The 18,713-nt window shown below is 52.1% G+C and carries 18 protein-coding genes; 11 read left to right on the top strand and 7 right to left on the bottom strand.

What is annotated here, in order from left to right; translation table 11 throughout:
* Positions 1-69: 69 nt before the first annotated feature.
* From ABA45_RS17690 to ABA45_RS17680, 3 genes are all read left to right on the top strand, one after another.
* Positions 70-531: a methyltransferase family protein gene (locus ABA45_RS17690; RefSeq protein ID WP_048388360.1), complete on the top strand. Its 462-nt coding sequence runs from the start codon at positions 70-72 to the stop codon at positions 529-531.
* Between the two features lie 137 nt (positions 532-668).
* A complete protein-coding gene (locus ABA45_RS17685; RefSeq protein ID WP_048388358.1) occupies positions 669-1,880 on the top strand; it encodes a pyridoxal phosphate-dependent decarboxylase family protein in 1,212 nt (403 codons plus the stop codon).
* 136 nt (positions 1,881-2,016) lie between these two features.
* The gene (locus tag ABA45_RS17680; RefSeq protein WP_048388357.1) at positions 2,017-2,313 is read left to right on the top strand and encodes a 4a-hydroxytetrahydrobiopterin dehydratase; all 297 of its coding nucleotides are present in this window, start codon (positions 2,017-2,019) and stop codon (positions 2,311-2,313) included.
* Between the two features lie 237 nt (positions 2,314-2,550).
* Here ABA45_RS17680 and ABA45_RS17675 read toward each other — a convergent pair whose 3' ends face one another.
* Together ABA45_RS17675 and ABA45_RS17670 are read right to left on the bottom strand one after the other, a co-directional pair.
* The gene (locus ABA45_RS17675) at positions 2,551-2,997 is read right to left on the bottom strand and encodes a MarR family winged helix-turn-helix transcriptional regulator (protein ID WP_048388355.1); all 447 of its coding nucleotides are present in this window, start codon (positions 2,995-2,997) and stop codon (positions 2,551-2,553) included.
* Positions 2,997-4,154 (bottom strand): Acg family FMN-binding oxidoreductase, encoded by a 1,158-nt coding sequence (locus ABA45_RS17670; RefSeq protein ID WP_048388353.1) that lies wholly within the window; start codon positions 4,152-4,154, stop codon positions 2,997-2,999. Before ABA45_RS17670 ends, ABA45_RS17675 begins: the two co-directional genes overlap by 1 nt.
* A gap of 395 nt (positions 4,155-4,549) precedes the next feature.
* On the opposite strand from ABA45_RS17670, the gene lhpI reads away from it, so the two are divergent.
* From lhpI to ABA45_RS17650, 5 genes are all read left to right on the top strand, one after another.
* A complete protein-coding gene (gene lhpI / locus ABA45_RS17665; RefSeq protein WP_048388350.1) occupies positions 4,550-6,268 on the top strand; it encodes a cis-3-hydroxy-L-proline dehydratase in 1,719 nt (572 codons plus the stop codon).
* A 138-nt stretch (positions 6,269-6,406) separates the two neighbouring features.
* The gene (locus tag ABA45_RS17660; RefSeq protein WP_048388349.1) at positions 6,407-7,045 is read left to right on the top strand and encodes an SGNH/GDSL hydrolase family protein; all 639 of its coding nucleotides are present in this window, start codon (positions 6,407-6,409) and stop codon (positions 7,043-7,045) included.
* 347 nt (positions 7,046-7,392) lie between these two features.
* Entirely contained in the window at positions 7,393-7,563 is a 171-nt protein-coding gene (locus ABA45_RS19140; protein WP_179888422.1) for a hypothetical protein, read from the top strand.
* 80 nt (positions 7,564-7,643) lie between these two features.
* Positions 7,644-8,192: a hypothetical protein gene (locus ABA45_RS17655; RefSeq protein WP_048388348.1), complete on the top strand. Its 549-nt coding sequence runs from the start codon at positions 7,644-7,646 to the stop codon at positions 8,190-8,192.
* A gap of 177 nt (positions 8,193-8,369) precedes the next feature.
* The gene (locus ABA45_RS17650; RefSeq protein WP_048388347.1) at positions 8,370-9,263 is read left to right on the top strand and encodes a dihydrodipicolinate synthase family protein; all 894 of its coding nucleotides are present in this window, start codon (positions 8,370-8,372) and stop codon (positions 9,261-9,263) included.
* A 37-nt stretch (positions 9,264-9,300) separates the two neighbouring features.
* On the opposite strand, the gene ABA45_RS17645 is transcribed toward ABA45_RS17650, so the two are convergent.
* Entirely contained in the window at positions 9,301-9,729 is a 429-nt protein-coding gene (locus ABA45_RS17645; RefSeq protein WP_048388344.1) for an organic hydroperoxide resistance protein, read from the bottom strand.
* A 161-nt stretch (positions 9,730-9,890) separates the two neighbouring features.
* Entirely contained in the window at positions 9,891-10,340 is a 450-nt protein-coding gene (locus tag ABA45_RS17640; protein ID WP_048388342.1) for a MarR family winged helix-turn-helix transcriptional regulator, read from the bottom strand.
* Between the two features lie 408 nt (positions 10,341-10,748).
* On the opposite strand from ABA45_RS17640, the gene ABA45_RS17635 reads away from it, so the two are divergent.
* The 3 genes from ABA45_RS17635 (at position 10,749) to ABA45_RS19525 (ending at position 12,929) form a co-directional block, all read left to right on the top strand.
* Positions 10,749-11,081: a YnfA family protein gene (locus ABA45_RS17635; RefSeq protein ID WP_048389240.1), complete on the top strand. Its 333-nt coding sequence runs from the start codon at positions 10,749-10,751 to the stop codon at positions 11,079-11,081.
* Between the two features lie 235 nt (positions 11,082-11,316).
* Positions 11,317-12,459 carry an iron-containing alcohol dehydrogenase gene (locus ABA45_RS17630; RefSeq protein ID WP_048388340.1) on the top strand — a complete coding sequence of 381 codons (1,143 nt, stop codon included), beginning with the start codon at positions 11,317-11,319 and terminating at the stop codon, positions 12,457-12,459.
* A 38-nt stretch (positions 12,460-12,497) separates the two neighbouring features.
* Positions 12,498-12,929 (top strand): hypothetical protein, encoded by a 432-nt coding sequence (locus tag ABA45_RS19525; RefSeq protein ID WP_227506075.1) that lies wholly within the window; start codon positions 12,498-12,500, stop codon positions 12,927-12,929.
* A gap of 76 nt (positions 12,930-13,005) precedes the next feature.
* Here ABA45_RS19525 and ABA45_RS17620 read toward each other — a convergent pair whose 3' ends face one another.
* From ABA45_RS17620 to ggpS, 3 genes are all read right to left on the bottom strand, one after another.
* The gene (locus ABA45_RS17620) at positions 13,006-14,772 is read right to left on the bottom strand and encodes a sensor domain-containing diguanylate cyclase (RefSeq protein WP_048388336.1); all 1,767 of its coding nucleotides are present in this window, start codon (positions 14,770-14,772) and stop codon (positions 13,006-13,008) included.
* Between the two features lie 133 nt (positions 14,773-14,905).
* Positions 14,906-16,348: a sucrose phosphorylase gene (gene gtfA, locus ABA45_RS17615; protein ID WP_048388334.1), complete on the bottom strand. Its 1,443-nt coding sequence runs from the start codon at positions 16,346-16,348 to the stop codon at positions 14,906-14,908.
* Between the two features lie 32 nt (positions 16,349-16,380).
* Positions 16,381-18,654 carry a glucosylglycerol-phosphate synthase gene (gene ggpS / locus ABA45_RS17610; protein WP_048388332.1) on the bottom strand — a complete coding sequence of 758 codons (2,274 nt, stop codon included), beginning with the start codon at positions 18,652-18,654 and terminating at the stop codon, positions 16,381-16,383.
* Positions 18,655-18,713 lie beyond the last annotated feature (59 nt).

Raw genomic sequence — 18,713 nt, 5'->3', positions numbered from 1 at the left:
CGGCCGTCCACTGGCTTCCTTGATCAGGGCTCCGCTTAGCTTCGCGTTAGGCCTTAGAACGGAGAGATCATGAAATCTTTAGAGCTTCGAGTTCCTCCAGTTCTGCAATTCACGATTCTGGGCATCGTGATGTACGGGGTAGCTAACGTATTTCCGACTTTTCAGTTTTTGGTTCCGGGCTCGACTTTGCTCGGCGTTAGTCTTGGGATTATGGGAATGATCGTTGCATCTTTAGGGGTGGCCGAGTTCAAGAAAGCTCAAACGACGGTCGATCCGCGTGCCCCAGAAGATTCTGCGAGCTTAGTGGTTTGTGGCGTTTATCAATATAGTCGCAATCCAATGTATTTGGGCATCTTTTTCCTTTTGCTGGGTTGGGCGCTGTATCTATCTCATGTTTTCGCATTTGCCCTGCTTCCGTTATTCATTGGCTACATGAATCGCTTTCAAATTCAGCCAGAAGAAAGATTTATGCTTCAGAAATTCGGTGACGGTTACCGGTTATATCTGACGCAGGTGCGACGCTGGGTATGAGGCCTAACGATACGCGCCACACGTATGCCCTTGTCTGTGCATCGTTGTGTCAAGGGCACGGGTGCGCTTCGCTTTAGGTGTCTTTGGTCGACGCACGAGTAGTTAACAAACCAAACCTGACTCGAACAGGATCTTGTATGCGTATTCCCGACCCCAGCTTTTCCCCGCACGACGGATTGAACAAGGCACTCGAGCTACTTGCGTCGCCAAGCTGTGACGTTGTTGAGCTGCCTTTCACGCTTCCTGAGTCTGGCTTGGGCGATAAGCGTGTGCTGGAAATGCTCTCAGGTCACGTTTTAGGCAAGGCCGCCCGACTTGGTTCGCCCACTTCGCTGGCGCATATGGACCCTCCAACCCCGTGGATTACTTGGGCCATGGCGCTATGGAATGCCAGTCTCAACCAGAACATGCTCCATGAAATGACCTCGCCTTTTGGCGCCCAGGCGGAGGCACGGGTCTTGAGTTGGCTGGTACCTTACTTTGGCATGGAGGGCGGGCACTTTTGCGCGGGGTCAACAATTGCAAATCTGACAGGAATTTGGGCCGCACGTGATGCTGTAGGCATTAAAAAGGTCGTCGCCTCACAGGCCGCACACCTAAGCGTTGAGAAGGCGTGCCGCCTGCTGGGCCTTGATTTTGTGAAGGTTGCCGTTGACCGGAAAGGACGCTTGGACTGCAACCGACTCCCGAACCTTGATGACGCGTGCCTTGTTCTCACTGCCGGAGCCACTGTGACAGGTGCGGTCGACCCGTTAGACTTGGTCGGCGCAGCGAAGTGGACACACGTTGATGCTGCATGGGCTGGCCCTCTCCGGCTTAGCCGATCCCACTCCGGAATACTCGACGGCATTGAAGCCGCCGACTCGGTGGCTGTATCTGCTCACAAGTGGTTCTTTCAACCCAAGGATTCGGCCCTGGTAATGTTCCGCAACTTGGACATAGCGAATGCAGCGATCAGCTTCGGCGGTGACTATCTATCAAAGCCCAATGTTGGTGTTCAGGGCTCGCGATCGGCTGCTGCTATTTCTTTACTGGCAACCTTTCTTGCTTGGGGTCGGGAGGGCATGGCCCAACGGCTCGACCACCTCATGCAGATGGCGGACTCGCTAGCAGACGCCATCGAGAAGTCTGATCATTTGGAATTGTGGGGCAGACCGCAGACGGCCATTAATGTGTTTCGCCCCACATACTCTTCGACCGCTGAACTTGTGAAGGCGCTACCGCCAGGTATGTTGTCAACATGCGTGCTGGATGGCCAGACCTGGGCCCGTTCGGTGGCGGCAAATCCGTTAGTGGATATGGATCTTGTGGTGGAGAGAATACTCGCGGCCAGTCGTGAAGACGCCTGACCCTTCAGCGTACAGGACTGCTTTCGGTGGCCCGTGAATTTCATCGTTATATTTTAAAATATATTAGGCACCATTTTTTAAAAGACACTTAAAAATTTCATGTAAATTTCAATTTGGTCATTGTTTGGAGGTTTGGATGATAGAAAGTTACAGTCAAAGCGCTATAGATGCTTCACTCGTAATTCTCAATAAAGACTCGGAAATTTTGTGGCGTATCAAGGAAGGCAAGTTATACAGAGAGTTCAAGTTTCAAAATTTTGTTGTAGCCTTTGGTTTCATGACTCAAGTTGCAATGCTTGCGGAGAAGGCGAATCATCATCCGGAATGGTTCAATGTCTACAATAAGGTGGTTATAAACTTAACCACCCATGAGGCCGGTGGTATATCGAAGAGAGATTTTGATTTAGCACAGGAAATATCAAAATTAATCTAACAAAGTAATTCCACTTGGGTGCCATTCTACGCGTTAGAACAGATATTGATTTGGAGTTGTCGTCTCTGATTGAAGCGTCAGGTTGGCAATATGCTCACAACCTGACTTATTAACCTCTGAGCGTGGAGATTAAAAATGAAGAAGGTGATAACTCTCGGCATGGCAATACTGTCAACTGGCTGTGCCGCAGCAAATATTAGTTCGCAGGTTAGGGCGTCGGGTTTAGAGCACAGAAACTTAACGGTTGTCGTCTAGATAGCTTCGCAGCTCTTCAAGAAATGGTAGAGCGATTAAAAATTTCTGCCCATCAAATTCCTGTTCGATATTGCTCAGTAATGGGCCGACGTTCTTAACGCATTTCTCGTGCATTTTTCGCCCCGCCAGACTTAGACTTACCAGCTTTCCTCGACCATCACTGGGGTCAGCTTCTATCTTTATCAGACCTCGAGACTCGAGACGTTGCAGCGTATTGGTCATGGCAGCCTTGGTCACCTGAAATGCGTTTGCAAGTCTGGCCGGACTCCATTTACCCTGCAAGCGTATTAGGTGGTGGAGCACAGTAAACTGTGAGATTTTTATCCCATCGGGTAAGGCACGCTCCAGTTTCGCGCGGATTAGTTGTTCGATGATTCCAATTTCAGTAAAAAATTGGAACATAATCGGCGTCTGATCTTTTTCAATCATTAACGAGACCTTGTTCTGGTTGATAGTGCCCATCGTGGTGAAGGGGCCGTCATATCGGCATAACCCAATCGAGCCAACATCTGTACGCGTTCTCCGGGGTTTTTGGCCAACATCGAATGAACCTTCTGGTAATGAGGCTGCATCGCCGTGTATTCCTGCAAGGCCTGGCTCATCGGTTGCATTGATAGGCCTAGGCCGGTGACGCGTAAGGCAATACGGAGGTAATTACGACCGGCCGAAATCTGCTCGTGTCGACTATTTCCCATTGTGTTAATCCACACAAATCCCATTGAGCTCAATGCCTGATCGTCAGCCATGTCCAGGCCAAACTGAAATGCACTGGAATCGGGGTCAGCCAGTTCTTTGCGGTTCAACACACCAACAAAGCTCAACGTTTCCAGAAATGCGCCCCCCAGGGATATTCCATCTGGATTTGCCTCGATTTCAGCACGTCCAATGCGCATCAGTTCGATACTCTCTTGGTAGGCTTTAGGGTCCAGAAGTTCATCACGTAGCGCTTCACGAGTAAGGTCACGTAACTCCTGCAATTGCGGCCCCTGTATCACACCGACGCTGCTAACACTGGGTTCGGTGACGCTAGTGATTTTGGTCAGGTCGCCCTGGGAAAGACTTCGCGCCGTGTCGTATCGATTGCGATTAGTTCGGCGATGGAGTGCGTGCGCAAATAGAGGATCCGGAAGTATCTGTGGATCTTCAATGAGCTTTAACTTTGCAACCGGCATTGCCGTCAGTTGATCTCCTGGTTCACCTTCTGGAAATAAAACGATCTGTGCACGATAGCCGTTATGGCTCGCGGCCTGTGCGAAAAGTTCGAGAAAACACCCCAAACCGATAATGATTTGACGACTGAACGGATCGGTAGCGGGCAATAAGCGCTGCAGATCGCAGGTCAACACGGCTTCGGTCGAACTTTGCAGGTCAACTACCCAGGGTTGGCGGTTGTGGGGATTCGGCGCCAGGATTGCGTAGGACAAGGCGCTTCGCATCGGGTCTGCGTAGTGTGAACCTGCCTTTGCCCAGGGCAACTGCGCGGCCTCTGGATTTCGTGTGGTCACAAATGCACCAATTCCTGCCCCTGTAGCGGCAAAAATAACACCTGCAGAGCCTGCTATTCTTAGAAATTTTCTTCTGTTCATAGGAACCACCTAATTTGATATATGGTTTAACGTTAAACCATAATATAATTAAACGTTAAACTATACAAATACGCGTTTGCACTTACCATCTCCAATAGCGAGTCGGGAGTCGCAACGTTGCTGGCCTTGCCCGCGCCGTGAGGATAGACAGGCACTGAGCCTTCTGCTAAGACCAATCCCATTGCTGGGGCCAGTGTATACAGACCTTCCGGGCCCGGGATGCTGACGTGTGATACCCCGGCTATTGAACGGACGAGACAGGCAAAATGCCCTGCTCAATGATTGGCAGGATATTAGGCCGCGCGGCTCATGTAGGCAAAAGGTGCAGGGCCTATAGCAGCGTGAGCCATCCTCGAATATCTTGTAGCTCAGCTTATCAAACCATCGGAGGCACTTTGGACACATTATCGGCTAGCACCAGAGACCAGAGCTCTATCCTTATTGAAGGAGAGGCATCGGGTGAAGTCCTTGTCTGTGATGAAGGTCTTAGCTTCTGGGGAGGCGTCGATCCCGGTTCCGGGAACATCATCGATGTGCATCATCCGAATTATGGTGAATCGGTCTCTGGAAAAATTCTGATGATGCCGACTTCTCGCGGATCTTGCAGTGGCAGCGGAGTTCTTCTTGAACTATCCCTGAATTCTCTTGCGCCGGCAGCTCTGGTGTTTCGGGAGCATGAGGAGGTTTTAACCCTGGGTGCTCTGGTATCCGATCGTATTTTTGGCCGGCCCCTGCCAACGATTTCGTTATTGCCCGTCGACTACGAGGCTCTGGCTCGCTCGAAAACAGCATCGATCTCGGGACACAGGATTAAGGCTGATAACCTCAATCTCGAACTCGCAACAACCAGACTTGGCGACATAGACCTCTGTGAAGCAGACAAAGCACGTTTGAACAATGAGGCCGGTCCGGCCGCGCGAATGGCGATGGAAATTATCTGCCTGATGGCTGCGGTTGGAGGAACCCGTCAGCTCACCAATGTCACAAGAGGGCACATAGACGGTTGTATCCTGTCTCATTCGGCAAATCTGATCTTTGCAGAAAAGCTGGCCGATCTCGGTGCTAAAGTTTCAATACCTACAACTATTAATGCCATTTCGGTTGATAGGGAAAACTGGCGCTCTCAGCATGTTCCTAATGACTTTGGCAACCGCGCGAGCAGACTGGCTGACGCCTACGTCAGGATGGGTGCCCGCCCAACTTTCACCTGCGCCCCTTACCTCCTGGACGACGCACCAGAATTCGGCGAAGTGATCGGCTGGTCAGAGTCAAACGCGGTTATCTTCGCCAATACGGTGCTCGGTGCCCGCACCCCCAAGCATCCTGATTATCTCGATCTGTTTATCGCAATGACAGGGCGCGCTCCGGCATCAGGCGTTTATACGCAAGAGGGCCGCGTTGCTCGCAGGGTTCTGAATGTTACGCCGCCTCTTACGTCAGGAGATCATGACGAACTCTTTTGGCCACTCTTGGGGTGGTTGGCTGGAAAGTTTTCGCCCGATCACATACCGCTTTTAACAGGCTTAGAAAACCTGAAACCATCGACGGATGATTTGAAATCGCTATGCGCAGCTTTCGGTACCACTTCAGGCGTCCCTATGTTGCACATTGCCGGCCATACACCTGAGGCGCATTTTTTACCTTCAGCAGATGCCGAACATCGGTCTATCGGAATTCCGGAATTCATCAGCGCCTGGAACGAACTCAATCGGGGAGGTCTTAAAATCGATCTTGTTGCTATCGGAAGCCCGCATGCGTCCATAGATGAAGCTCGCCGCATTGCCGATCTCTTCGGAGAACGTCACTGCAATCCATCGACTCAATTGATTATAACGATTGGAAGAGAAATACTGCAGGCAGCAAGTTCTGAGGGCATCGTGGACCGTCTGGAACGAGCAGGCGTTCGGCTCATTCCCGATCTTTGTTGGTGCTCAATCACAGAACCTGTTTTTCCACCGGACGCTGAAGGCTTATTCACTAACTCCGGTAAATATGCTCACTACGCTCATGGTTTGTCGGGAAGACACTCCCGAATCGGCAGCCTTGAGGATTGCGTTGAAACAGCTGTCAGCGGTCATGCACCAGAACGTCTTCCAAAATGGCTTCAGAATTAAGCAGCAGGGACTGTATAGACTGGATATGATCCGTTCTTTATAGTCCTCGCATTAGGCGTCATCGCGCGCGCCAAGAACACGAGCCAGTTAGCAAGAGATACTGGATTGAGGCGTTCTACGGTAAGGGAGGTTCAGGCAATGCACCACATCTTGGTCTACGCAGATTCGTTGAGTTGGGGCATCATTCCTGACACTCGTGGTCGATTTCGATTTGACCAAAGGTGGCCGGGAGTTTTAGAGACTGCACTGCTCAATTCGGGTAAGTCCGTTCGGATTATTGAAGACTGTCTTAATGGTCGCCGTACCGTGTGGGATGACCCTTTCAAGCCGGGGCGAAACGGACTTGAGGGGCTAGAACAGCGCGTCGAAATCAACTCGCCGCTGTCATTGGTCATCATGCTATTGGGAACCAATGATTTTCAGTCTATGCATAACTTGACCGCATGGCAGTCCGCACAAGGTTTAAAAACTCTGGTCGGGGCGATACGGCGTGCTCCTGTTGAACCTGGAATGCCAGTACCGGCAATTGTGCTTGTGGCGCCTCCCGAATTGCAGAAAGCTAAAGGCACTATTGCGCCCAAATTTGAAAGTGCCGAAGACAAAGCGGTCGGTCTGGCTGGCGCAATTCAAGTGGTGGCGGAAGAGTGTGGATGCCATTACTTTGATGCTGGTTCGGTGACTCCGACAAGTCGTGTCGACGGTGTTCACCTAGATGAAGATCAACATCGCACACTCGGTCTCGCGCTTGCCAAAATAATACAGCCGTTAGTCCCGTAAATTTGCCGCATAACAAGTGTAGACAAAGAGCGTTCCTGCATGAAGCACCTACGATGGCTCTGGCTTTCCAATGCACCGAGTGCCGAAAATTGCAACGGGGGCCATTCATTGTCACCGCGATAATAGCGTTTAACGCCAAATCCTGTCCTTATTGTGACAATACAATTTATCATGTTAATCCTGAAGACGTCTCTACCGTTAAATGAAAGCTGAAACCGGTTAATCTGGTTGACGCTGACGTATCTGAACCAACGGCACACATTTGAGTATGTAAAAACCAAGTTGGTATCAGATTCCAGAGGGCGTAAGCAGTTCAAGTTTACGACGTTAGTTATGGGGAAAATGTCATGTCGAAGAAAGTAGTCATGTTTGAATTCGAGAAGGAAACAAAAAACAGCGTCCGCTATAAGGAGGTCCCTGGTGCAGGAACTGCTCCTGTCGTGGGCACTCTGTATGTTCAGAAGTGGTTTGCCGGTGATAGCAAATCTATTGAGATAACGATAGACAAAAAAGACTAGCTGGCTCGCCATTACTCTTGGTAACGGCCACTCATTCAGGTAAGGGTAGCGGCTGCAGACGTTATACCGAAAAGGTCACTATGGATTGGTTAATCTTCATATTATCCGTCATTGAGGCAATCGCGTGGCCAGTAGCGTTTGTTGCTGCGGTGGTATTTCTACGCCAGGAATGGGTTGACGTCATTGGCCGGATTCAGAGTACCAAGCATAAAGAAATCCAAACTGAATTCGGCCATCGCCTCCAAGAGGCGAGCAAAAAGGCAAAATCATCCCTTCCGGATTCGGTTGATTTAGCATCAAAGGGGTTAGCCCATCGACTGGAGTTAGCTGGATATTCGCCTAGAGGAGCCATTCTAGAATCCTGGATTGACGTAGAGGCGTCGCTCGAGGAGCTGGGAGCCAGATACGAAATTCCAAGAGATGAACTGAAGCATCCCGATATCCACATGATGGAACTGAGGCTTGGGGAGGACAATGCGTTAGGCAAAGGCGCCTTTAGCTTGTTACAGTCATTGTGCGAGATGCGAAACGAGGCCTTTTACCTTACCAATAAAGTCATAGAATCCGACGCCGCAAAAGAATATGTCTCACTTGCTAACAGAATGGCTACTCTCCTAAAAGAAGCATAACAAGCCATTCCAGTACGTTCCGGCCCTGACGGGACTTCACTGAACTGGTTTTCCAGCGCGGAGCGCCTCTAAACTGGGCGCTGTGTATTGGCGTTATACATTAACCAACCTTCGTTTCGGGGTTTTAGTTTAAAACGGTAAGCCACTCGTCTTTTCAATAACATCGGAGTATCCAGTATGTTTTCCGGCCTGAGCGCATTTCCTTTGACCCCGATGAATGAAAGCGGTTTGGACGAAGCGGCATTTGTTCGATTGATTGGGCGGCTTGTCACCGCCAACGTCGACTCAATCGGCGTACTCGGTTCGACCGGGAACTATGCTTATCTGACCATGGCGGAGCGTGCGCGGGTGGTAAGACTTGCGGTGGAACACGCAGGCATTATCCCGGTGGTGGTGGGTATTGGAGCACTGCGCACGTGCGATGTGCTTGCCTTGGCCGAAGATGCAGAGGCTGCGGGTGTCTCCGGGGTATTGATGGCGCCAATGTCATATCAGAAACTGCGCCCAGAAGAAGTTTTCGGGCTTTATGAAGCGGTAACGCATGCACTGTTGGTGCCGCTGTGTGTTTACGATAATCCCGGCACCACGCAGTTTGTGTTCAGTGACGAGCTTCATGGCAAGATAGCCCAACTTCCGAACGTGGCATCCATCAAGATTCCGGGAGTGCCTGAGGATCCTGTCGCGGCAAGATCAAGAGTGGAACGACTTCGAGCACAGATTCCTTTACACGTCACTGTGGGCGTCAGCGGCGATGGCTATGCTGCGAACGGTTTGAACGCCGGCTGTGATGCCTGGTATTCGGTGATCGGGGGGGTGTTTCCCGTCACCGCACTTGCGATTACTCGCGCAGCACAGGCTGGGAATACGAAGGAAGCGATACGCTTGTCGGAGCGATTGAAGCCGCTGTGGCAGTTGTTCAGCGAGTACGGAGGTAGTTTGCGCGTTGTTGCGGCTGCGGCAGAACTGCAGGGACTCGTCGAACACCCATGTTTGCCGCTGCCGCTTAAAGCCTTGGGTGGAGAAGGGCGCCGACGGCTCGGGGGCTTAATTGACGAACTGGATTTATCCTGACGCCAATAGCCCCCCCCTTAATCACCCAAAAACGGTATTACTCGACGCGGGTTAGGGTCACGTCGATGTTGCCACGGGTTGCATTTGAGTAGGGGCACACTTTGTGTGCTTCGTTGATCAGCTTTTCCGCCTGGGCGTCGTCCATGCCCGGCAATGAAATCTTCAGCTCAACTTCGATACCAAAACCGCCCGGAATTTGGCCAATGCCGACTTCGCCTTCGATGGACGCTTCTTCCGGCATTGCCAGCTTGTCGCGGCCTGCGACGAACTTCATGGCACCAATGAAGCAGGCAGAGTATCCAGCAGCGAAAAGCTGCTCAGGGTTTGTTCCTTTGCCGCCGGCGCCGCCAAGTTCTTTTGGAGTGGCCAGCTCAACATCTAGAATACCGTCTGATGAGATGGCACGACCGTCACGGCCACCCGTGGCTTCGGCCGATGCGCGATACAAAATTTGTTCAACAGACATAGTGTTTGCTCCTTTCGACGAGTCGTGTTGGTGACTCCTCGTTTGCGTGATTAATAACTGCGCAAATTGATAGCGCTTCTCGATAACTAAGTTAGCGTACAAATAGATTGCGCGCAAGACAAATGGCGGAAGTGTAATAAGCACGCGCTAGGTGAAGGAGCTCAGGTGGGTGTTTTCAGATTGCTGCGGAGCTTGATCAGTTGCTGTTTCAGTTCCATTAGGTCGGTTACTGACTGGCCACTGACATTGACAATGCAGCCCGGTATATCCTTGGCTTGGTTCTGAAGAGCCCGGCCCTGTTCTGTGAGGTGCAATTCAACCACGCGTTCATCGTCTTTCCGGCGTTGCCGGTTCAGCATACCGTCCGCCTCGAGCCGCTTTAGTAGGGGCGTGAGTGAGCCGGGGTCTGTCAGCAATCGCTTGCTGATATGGCTCACGGTTATGCCGTCTTCCTCCCATAAAACCAGCATGGCCAGATACTGCGGATAGGTCAGATTCAGGGATTTGAGCAGTGGCTTATAAGCTTTGGTCATCATCAAAGACGTTGAGTAGAGGGCAAAACACAGTTGGTTATCGAGTAGCAGCGCGGAGTAGGAATCGTTGTTGGGCATGAAGAGTCCATCGTATTTGGGGCGATAAAAGCCATCGCGCTAAGTATTTAACGCCAAGTGTACGGCGTTTTTTAGGGGTTTTTCCAGTGAACATGACTGGCAGCACTGAAATGGCTCTCCTGCTTTTGGTTCCTTTCGCTACGCGCCGGCGCCGGTTACCATTGGTGTAAATGACCGGCCAATTTTGTTTTGCACGCATACCTGGCGAGCAAACGCGTCATCTTTTGGCCACGCGGAACTAGACGGTTCTAAAGAACTAAAATCTGAATCTGTTTCGGAGTGGGGTAGCCGTGTTGTTCAGCGCATAAAAGAATTGAGCAGTATGAAGGTCATATTATTCATGTTGTTTTCATTAAAAAACCAGATTGCCCGATGCGTAAGGTGTGCCGCGGCCAAGGAGTAAGTGATTTGCCTGAATTGAAGACTTTTGGCCTTTTTATCATCACTGCATTAGCGGAAATTCTCGGCTGCTATTTGCCGTATCTTTGGCTTCGGGAAGGCAAAACAATCTGGCTTCTGGTCCCTGGCGCTCTGAGTTTGATGGCGTTCGTCTGGTTGTTGTCGCTACACCCGGCTGCAGCGGGCAGGGTGTATGCAGCCTATGGTGGTGTTTATATTTTTATGGCGATTTTGTGGCTGTGGACAGTCAATGGAATTCGACCAACAACATGGGACATAGTGGGGTCTGCGGTGGCACTTTTGGGCATGGCCATCATCATGTTTGCGCCTCGCACTGCGTAGCCCGTCAATTAAGTGGGTTATCTGCAAGGTTTGGTTGGTGAAGGATAAGAGCTTACCAAGTGGGCGCAGTGCTTCCTTCGCTTCAGCGTTAAGCCTCAGAATGGCAGTATCAGGAAATCTTTAGAGCGTCGAGCGCCCCTCACTTTACAGGGCGCGATTTTTAGTCTTTCTGTTATGTATTCCTCCAGGTTCTAACGCGAGTGGAATCTCTCTTTTATTCAGGACGATACCTTCTATGATAGGCGCCTTTAACCTGGTAACCCCGACAGAGATACTGTTCGGGCGGGGGCACATAGCCCAACTAAACGACCGGGCGGCAAAACTGGGTTCGCGAGTGCTGGTGGTGCATGGTAGAAATCCAGGTAGGCTCTCTGGTGTCTTCGAGTCATTGCAGAGCATCGATATCGTGCAAGCGCTGTCCATCGAAAAAGAGCCAGACCTGCAAACGCTGATGGCGGCCATTGATCAAGGAAAATTGCTGGGTATAGATCTGGTGCTCGGAATCGGCGGTGGCTCTGTCATGGATGCCGCTAAAGTACTTGCCGCTATGCTGCCCAGTCAGACAGAGTTGATGAGCCATCTGGAGGTCGTCGGAAGCGAGTTGCCACTGTCAGCCAAACGCCTACCGTTGATTCTGGTTCCGACCACCTCTGGCACCGGTGCAGAAGTCACTCGAAACGCTGTTATTAATATTCCGGAAGCCCAGCGCAAGGTGAGTCTCAGGGATAACCAGTTACTCCCGGATCTTGCTTTGATAGATCCTGCGCTAACCGACAACTGCCCTCGGCAGGTCAGCTTATACTCGGGGCTAGACGCGGTTACTCAGGTAATCGAGCCCTATTTATCGTCGCGTTCAAATCTGTTTACGGACATGTTGTGTAGGGAGGCTATTCCCAAGGGGCTGCGGGCGCTAAAGCAACTTATGGACAGGGAATCCGAAGAAGCACGTGACTCGCTGGCTCAGGTTAGCCTCTTCGGTGGTCTTGCGCTCGCGAACTCTGGACTGGGTGTTGTTCACGGTATTGCTGGCCCGTTAGGCGGATTATGCGGTGCGCCGCATGGCGCGATATGCGGGGCATTGTTACCAGCTGGCATCGCTGCTAACCGCGATAACGTGATTGAAGCTGACCAGATCGCTCGTGTCGACCGGGTGATTGACTGGATTGCTGACGTATTTGAGACCTCCAGAGGCCAAGCATTGCAGCGTTTTCGGCAATGGATTGTTCAGAGTGGATTACCCGGGCTGGCGTCGATCGGAGTGACGGAGGAACACATTATTCCAGCCTCACAGGCAGCGGCCGGCTCTTCCTCCATGAAGGCCAATCCTGTGGTGTTGTCTACTGCGACAATAGAAGACGTGATGCGCCAGTCTTTTTGATTCTGAATATGGCGGATTGGCTTTGCCACGGCACGTTAGTGACTCAAAAAATAGCTTGGATTGAGCATGGAAATCAACGCCTGCCCTGCTGTAAGTACTGGACAAAACACCACTCAGTGGCATGCGGACATCGTTACCTGCGCGTCATTGCGGCAAGTAATTCTGACGGAAAACTTTATGAGCATCGCTTTATGGAAAAAATAGTGAAAAGAATATTCCAACCCATACTCCGCATATTTGAATCTGGTGACGGCGAGTATCGTTATGAGGCATCACACCGAAAGATACTCATTGCTATGGGCGTGTTGTTTTTAGCCCTATCAACAGTTTCAGCGGTATTAGCAGTCATCTCATCACAACTGGGTGGGCTTATTCCTTTTCTCGTATTTTTTGTGATTGGGCTTGTATGTGAAGTGGTTGGGTTACTAGGGAGCAACCGCGCGGTAGCAAAAATTTGGGGCAGTAAATAAACCCGTTTTGAATCCATTGGGGCCGTTCTGCCCAACAAGTGACTCGTCGCGTGGCTCAAGGGAGCCGGAAGGACCGTCAGTCGGCGGGCAGCGGGTTTTCCACGGACTTGCCTGACATGCGGCTAAAGGAGACCTGATTGCGCCCTTGCAGCTTGGCCCGGTAGAGCTCCTCATCGGCCTTGGCAATAGCTTGGTCCAAGGTGACATGTTCGGAATGACGGCTGGCGACACCAATGCTGATGGTGCATTGAATCACCTTGCCACGGTCATTGGTCACCAACTGCTCAACATTGTGGCGGAAACGTTCGGCCACTTTGAGGGCTTCCGCCTCGCTCGTTTCCGGCAACAAAAGAGTGAATTCCTCACCTCCCCAGCGGGCCAAGAGGTCGCCGCGGCGCCGCGATCTATAAAGCTCGTCAGCAATGACCTTCAAGACCTTGTCGCCGACGGCATGGCCATACTGGTCATTGATGCTTTTGAAACGGTCAATATCGATCATAGCCACACAGACGTTTCTGTTTTTGCGTGTGACCAGGCTCCAGAGTGATTCGGCGACAGGCAGAAAACCGCGCCGATTGCTCAGGCCTGTCAGCAGGTCAGTCTGGGCATTTTGCTCGGCTGCTGTCCTGGCTTCTTCGTTTTTACGAACCAGATCGGCCAGCGCTAACATCAAAAGTATGGCATCCACTACCATGCCGATGTCCACGGCGTAGTAGCCAAGCTGGGTATAAGGAATCATGCCGGTTACCGTTGAGGCCGTAATCGAAGCACCAACAACGGAGGCTAATGTGCCCAGCATGAAATAGCGTGCGAATTGATTACCCGCCACCCAGCTCGACACGCTCATGTAGAGCATCAGTACACTGAACAAAGGCGCAACCAGGAATGCCAGGCGCAGCGCCAGGCCTTGTTCGCCCAAAGCGAAAAAGACAACAAAGAGCGCAAAATAAGCCACGCCAATTGTCTGGAAAGTTTTGTGGAGCCGCGGTTGGCGGCGTTTGGTGCTCAGAAAATTCGTCGCAAACGCCAAGCCGGAGCTGGCGAAACACAACATCAGCAGGGGGGGCGCCCATTGTTGCCAGCCCACCGCCTCGGGCCAGAGTAGGGCCATGCCGATGCCGTTGTAGGACGCGGTCATAGCGACAAAGCTGCCGGTGTAGAGCGAGTAGAACAGATAACGCCGCTGCCGAAGGCCGGCGAACAGCATCAGGCTGCAGGCCAAAAGTGCAAACATGACGCCGTAAATGAAGCTGTAGAACGCCGTTTCTGACTGCTCTCGACGGTGGCTGGCCGCAACACTGGAAAAATACAGTGGCACCACCATTGGGTCCGCTGTCTCAATCCGCAGTAACAGACGTGTCTCGCCGGGCGGAAACGGATAGTCGGCACTGGGTATGCGTTTGGCGAAGGAGCGCTGATTTAGCGGAATACGATCGCCACCAATAAAGCGCTGTGGCAGCTGGCCTTCTGCGATGAAAAAGAAGTCGACCTGTTCCAACCAGCCTGTTCTGACGGACACGCGGCGCAAAATGGGGTCATCGGTCGGATTGAGAACATTTGCCACCAGCCAGATCGCACCGGAATTGATGCCTCTGGTTAACACGCTGGACTCAGGATACGTCAAGACAGCGGGATTCCTGCGGATCAGGGACTGAACCGCGCCAACGGAGAGCGCCTCGTCTTGCTCGGCGAGAAACGCCATCTGATTGACCATTGCGCCCTGGAACACGGTTCGAGCGTCAATGACCGGCACTGATCCGTCATCGGTCGCTGATTCAGCCAGCGCGCACGGTGTCAGGTTTACCACGGTCAGAAGAAAGAGGAGGGGCCAATGCGGTTGCACTTAACTATTCATCCGTTAATGTCGTTTTGGTAGAATATAATTAAATTGCCGACATGTCATATCTGGCGTCATCGCTGTGCGAAGTCTGCCAGCAACACGTCGGGGGCCTATCAGAAAATCAGCGCAGACTCCGTTAACACGCAAGTTTTTCCATTTGTGCGGTGTCGAGGTCGTAATACCCGATTTTTACGGTATTAAAGTTTAGGTCGACAAACAGATGGCAGTAATAGTCTCCATGGCGCCAGGCCATGGCCACGCTGGAATTGTTGGAGTAGTTGAGTTCAAAATGGCCATCAAAAGCAGGGTAGTTACTACGAAACGTCATCAGGGCCAGTAAGCGTTGCACGACGGGCTTCTGAATGTGTTGTTCCACGTCGTCCAGGGTGTAGTAATGGCGATTGATATCCCGCAGTTCGCCGCTTTGTTTCATCAGTTCGTGGTTGTTGCATCCAGCCAACAACCCCACGTAGTAGACCTGCGGAATGCCGGGTGTGAAAAACTGAATCGCCCGAGCGGCAATGTAGGCGTCATCGTTCTGCATGAGCGCGTCATAGAAGGTGCAGGTGAGCTGGTAGATTGCACCAACGCTGTGGATATTGGCCGCTGAGCGCCGCATGATCGGGTCTGCACTGCGGGCATCAATGTTATCAATAAGCGCTCGAATTTTTTCATCCGGCAACACCCCTTCGACATCCGGAATACAGATTCCGTCGTGGGTATCTAATACGGTCACCATGTTGCGTGGGCACATTCGCAGCCAGTTTTTCAGGTATACGCTGTTTGCGTCCAGCAGCGAGTAGAGCAAAAGGGGCGGCAGAGCAAAGCCGTAGGGGTGCATGTTGCGTCGGCCGATCGCGTATTGATAACTGGTGTGATCGTGGACTTCCGGCAGGCATTCCGCGCCGTGTTTCAGGGCCACTTCGTTAATCCAGTCGAGTATCCGATAAACTTCGGGCTCCACCAAAAAGCAGCTGGTTCCGATACGTTTGGTGGTGTAACCAAAGGCATCGAGCCTCAGCAGGTTTACACCTTTCGAGGTGAGAAAGCCGATATAACTTTCCATCAGGCGGTAAGCCTGGTCGGACTCGTAATTAAGGTCAATCTGCTGCTCGGTGAAGGTGCACCAGACCCGGGTTTTTGTGCCATCCGCAAGCGTCACTTCCCGGAAGGGTTCTTTCTCTTTGCGGATATGAATCTTGGCCATGTCATCCGGAGAAATCTCGCCGAACTTGTCGACATGAACGAACAGGTCGGCATACTTCGAATCGAAGCCATGGGCGATAAAATCCTTAAACTCGGGAGACTCGTCAGAGATATGGTTCACCGTCAGGTCGACACACAGGTCGTACTTTTTCGTGAAGGCTTCAATGTCGTCCCAGGTACCAAAGTCCGGATCCACTTCCTTGTGAGTCAAGGGCGAAAACCCGCCATCGGCATTGGACGGAAAAAACGGCAAGATATGCAGCCCACCAATGGCCTCTGACAGGTGTTTGTCGACCACCGTATAGAGGTCTTTCAGGTTATTGCCAATTCGGTTTGGGTAGCAAATCAGCTGCACGGCATTTTTTAACAGCATGTGTCTGGCTCCTGGATTGGGTGAAGGTCAGATCAGGCTGCGCGATGACCTATGGCCGAAATCTTGTTTAATTTTGTTGTGCGTCGCCGTTCAACCTCATTGATAAACTCCCGCCCCCAATACTCGATGTCATAACGGCAAACCACTTCGAAGGCTTCGCTCAGTCGATTCCGGGCTTCACTTCGGCTGATTGCCAACGCGTAGTAGCAGGTATCGGCCAGGTCCTGCGGGTGGTGCGGGTTCGCCAGAATGGCGCCGCGCAGTTCTGCCGCAGCGCCGGCAAATTCAGACAGCACCAGTACGCCACTGCCTTGGGTTAAGCCCTGGGTTGCGATGTATTCTTTTGCGACCAGGTTCAGGCCATCCCGCAGCGGCGTAATCCACATCACATCGGCTATGGTGTAATAGGCCACCAGCTCTTCAAAGGGCAGGGCGCGGAAAAAGAACTGTACCGGGGTCCACCCGACCTGTGCAAACTGCCCGTTAATGCGCCCCACCGTTTGTTCGATCTGCGACAGCAATTCCTCGTAAATAGTCATTCCGGCCGCCGCCGGCACGCAGATCAGCATGAGGGTGACTTTGGTTTTCAGTTCAGGATGCTCGTTCAGAATGCGCTCATAAGCCTGTAGCTTTTCAATAATGCCTTTGGTGAAGTCGAGACGCTCCACCGACAGAATTAGCCGGACATCCTTGAACTCTTCACGCAGTGTTTCCATTTGCGCGATGACACTCTGGTCAGACAGGGCGGTACGAACGCGATTCAGGTCAAGTCCGACCGGGTGCGCACCCAGCCCGATCTTGCGGTCATTCACTGTGATTTCGGTGCTCATTTCATCAAGACCGACCGCGCAGCCATAGGTCAGAAAGCGCGGTGCACAGCCCATTTTTTGGGTGACCTCAAGCGGTGTGACTCCTCTTGCCACATCCACAAAATTTTCGGCTTGCCGGGGAATATGAAAACCAATGTGGTCACACTGCAACAGGCTGCCGATGATTTCACGGCGCCAGGGCAGAACGTTGAACACGTCGGCTGACGGGAAGTAGGTGTGATGGAAGAAGGCGATGGTGAGGTCTGGCCGCATCTCGCGTAAATAGGCCGGTACCATCCAAAGATTGTAATCGTGAATCCAGACCACGGCGTTTTCCGCCGCTTCTTCGGCGGCGCGCCCGGCAAACAACCTGTTGACCTTGAGGTACACCTGCCAGTGGTCATCGCGGAACGTGGCCCGCTCCCAGAAGGTGTGCAGGGTCGGCCAGAAGGCTTCTTTCGAGAATCGTTTGTAAAAGATTTCAACGTCTTCTTCGCTCAGTGCTACTCGTGCCGCGACCAGTTTTTCGTAGCGGCTGGTATCCACTTCGGTGTGGGTCTGGAAGGGGCCGAGATCGGGATCGTCAACTGACCAGGCGACCCACGAACCTGCTTTGCCATCGGAGAAGAAACTCAGCAGTGTGGGGATGATGCCATTGGGCGATTTGGGCCGACGTCGAATCAACTCCCCATTCTCAATCACTTCTTCATAGGGTAGGCGATGGTAAACAATTACCAGGTCAGATTTGCCCCTGTTCATGTAATCCGGAATTTCGGCTTCAATGCCCATCTGGCCCAGATAACCAAAATGTTCGAATGCCTCCAGAATGCCACCGCAGCCCGATGCTCCGGCATGAAGTACTCGCGCCTGATGCTCGGTTGCTGCCAGCAGCCCGGCCTCGGACTCACCGACACAGACACCCTTGAATTCGTGTTGATACATCGACAGGTCATTGAGGGTGTCACCAGCAACCAAAACCGATTCCGGGTCTACCCCTAGGTGTTCAATCAGACGGGACAGTGTGCGTCCCTTGTTGACGCCCTGCGGAAGTATGTCCAGGTACTTGCCCGCGGAAAACAATACATCACAAGATAATGCGCTGACGCGTGCCAGCATGTCTTCGCTGACCAGATCGTTGTCACAGAAGTAAGAGACACGGCGCTCTTGAGGGACTTCCTGACGCTGCAAGCCTTCAAATGAGGACAGCGCGCGCTCCACAACTTGCTCACCTGGCCAAAGCTCGTCGATTTCGCCCTGCAGTGGCTGGATAGCTTGTTGTGACGCGCCATGAACCACGGTACAGCCGACATCGCAGATAATGTAGTCGGGCTGCGGAATCGTCGGATCGGACAGCAGGGGTAGTACGGCTTCCAGCCCTCGACCGGTTACAAACACTAAATCGATCTCGGGGTGAGCAACGATGAGTCGATAAAGCTTGAGGCGATTTTCCGGATCACCCGCGAGAAAAGTACCGTCAAGGTCGGTGGCGAGTAGCATTTTATACTCCTGTATACGTCTTTCCTTATGTCCAGGAGTTCAGCAAAACATGGCGTAGA

Source organism: Marinobacter psychrophilus (genome assembly GCF_001043175.1).
Taxonomy (GTDB): Bacteria; Pseudomonadota; Gammaproteobacteria; order Pseudomonadales; family Oleiphilaceae; genus Marinobacter; species Marinobacter psychrophilus.
Note: the sequence above shows the minus strand (reverse complement) of the source record. Positions and strands in the feature narration are given on the sequence as shown.

Bases quoted from the DNA above. Each gene is read 5' to 3' on its own strand.
- ABA45_RS17690 (WP_048388360.1), top strand. From the start codon at position 70: ATGAAATCTTTAGAGCTTCGAGTTCCTCCAGTTCTGCAATTCACGATT.
- ABA45_RS17685 (WP_048388358.1), top strand. From the start codon at position 669: ATGCGTATTCCCGACCCCAGCTTTTCCCCGCACGACGGATTGAACAAG.
- ABA45_RS17680 (WP_048388357.1), top strand. From the start codon at position 2,017: ATGATAGAAAGTTACAGTCAAAGCGCTATAGATGCTTCACTCGTAATT.
- ABA45_RS17675 (WP_048388355.1), bottom strand. From the start codon at position 2,997: ATGATTGAAAAAGATCAGACGCCGATTATGTTCCAATTTTTTACTGAA.
- ABA45_RS17670 (WP_048388353.1), bottom strand. From the start codon at position 4,154: ATGAACAGAAGAAAATTTCTAAGAATAGCAGGCTCTGCAGGTGTTATT.
- ABA45_RS17660 (WP_048388349.1), top strand. From the start codon at position 6,407: ATGCACCACATCTTGGTCTACGCAGATTCGTTGAGTTGGGGCATCATT.
- ABA45_RS19140 (WP_179888422.1), top strand. From the start codon at position 7,393: ATGTCGAAGAAAGTAGTCATGTTTGAATTCGAGAAGGAAACAAAAAAC.
- ABA45_RS17655 (WP_048388348.1), top strand. From the start codon at position 7,644: ATGGATTGGTTAATCTTCATATTATCCGTCATTGAGGCAATCGCGTGG.
- ABA45_RS17650 (WP_048388347.1), top strand. From the start codon at position 8,370: ATGTTTTCCGGCCTGAGCGCATTTCCTTTGACCCCGATGAATGAAAGC.
- ABA45_RS17645 (WP_048388344.1), bottom strand. From the start codon at position 9,729: ATGTCTGTTGAACAAATTTTGTATCGCGCATCGGCCGAAGCCACGGGT.
- ABA45_RS17640 (WP_048388342.1), bottom strand. From the start codon at position 10,340: ATGCCCAACAACGATTCCTACTCCGCGCTGCTACTCGATAACCAACTG.
- ABA45_RS17630 (WP_048388340.1), top strand. From the start codon at position 11,317: ATGATAGGCGCCTTTAACCTGGTAACCCCGACAGAGATACTGTTCGGG.
- gtfA (WP_048388334.1), bottom strand. From the start codon at position 16,348: ATGCTGTTAAAAAATGCCGTGCAGCTGATTTGCTACCCAAACCGAATT.
- ggpS (WP_048388332.1), bottom strand. From the start codon at position 18,654: ATGCTACTCGCCACCGACCTTGACGGTACTTTTCTCGCGGGTGATCCG.